We start from the raw sequence: 1,206 nt of genomic DNA on the forward strand, positions 1-1,206 counted from the left end.
TGACCTGCACCCCTGAAACGCCCCCGATTTTGAGTTAGGATTTCTGTTCTCCAGCCAGGAGACAGACGATGCGTAAGAGCAGGTTTACCGAAGAGCAGATCATCCGGGTTTTGAAGGAGCACGCCGCCGGTGCATCAGCGAGCGATCTGTGCCGCAAGCACGGCATCAGTGATGCGACCTTCTATAAGTGGCGTTCGCGGTACGGCGGCATGGAGATCTCCGAGGCGCGCAAGCTGAAGGCGCTGGAGGAAGAGAACCGCAAGCTGAAGAAGCTGCTGGCAGAGTCGATGCTTGACGTGTCGACGCTGAAGGAGATGCTCGGAAAAAACTTCTGACGCCCAGCTTGCGGAGACGTGCTGTGACCTGGGCGGTCAGTGAGAAGAGCTACTCGCAGCGGCGGGCCTGCGATCTGGTCGGCTTGCAACCGAAGACCTATCGGTATGCGTCGACACGATCCGATGACGAAGCCTTGCGGACCAAGCTGAAGGAATTGGCTTCGCAACGACGGCGGTTCGGCTATCGTCGCTTGGGCCTGCTGCTGGCGCGGCAAGGCGTGCGGATCAATCACAAGAAGCTGTATCGGCTCTACCGGGAAGAACGGCTCTCAGTGCGCAAGCGCGGCGGCCGCAAACGGGCACTCGGCACGCGGGCACCGATGACGATCCCGCAGGATCAGAACCTGCGCTGGTCGCTCGACTTCGTGATGGACACGCTTGCCAGCGGTCGGCGCTTCCGTATCCTGACTCTGGTCGATGACTTCACCCGGGAATGCCTGGGCCTTGTCGTCGACACATCGCTGACCGCTCGGCGGGTGCTGCGCGAGCTCGATCAGATCATCGAGAGCCGAGGCTGCCCTCGGATGATCGTGAGTGACAACGGCACCGAGTTCACGTCGAACGCCGTATTGGCCTGGCAGGAGGAACTGGGCATCGAGTGGCACTACATCGCACCGGGCAAACCGATGCAGAATGGATTTGTTGAGAGCTTCAACGGTCGCCTGCGCGACGAGTGCCTCAACGAACACCTGTTCGCTAACCTCAACGAGGCCCGTCAGATCATCGAGGACTGGAGGATCGACTACAACACCAACCGACCGCATACGAGCCTCAACGGGCTCACACCAAGCGAGTTTGCCAACCGTTCAAACAGGGACGAAAACCAGAACAGAGTCTACTTATAAACGAGGGCAATCAGGGGTGCAGGTCA

The 1,206-nt window shown here is 59.6% G+C and carries 1 protein-coding gene; it reads left to right on the plus strand.

Annotated features, from left to right (window positions below; translation table 11 throughout):
- Positions 1–68 precede the first annotated feature (68 nt).
- A protein-coding gene (locus tag J0I99_RS20250; RefSeq protein ID WP_152527747.1) for an IS3 family transposase occupies positions 69–1,180 on the plus strand; the annotation gives its coding sequence in 2 pieces (ribosomal slippage) (positions 69–324 and positions 324–1,180; 1,113 coding nt in all).
- Positions 1,181–1,206 lie beyond the last annotated feature (26 nt).

Origin of the sequence: Devosia sp., from assembly GCF_017307495.1 — a bacterium.
Lineage (GTDB): Bacteria > Pseudomonadota > Alphaproteobacteria > Rhizobiales > Devosiaceae > Devosia_A.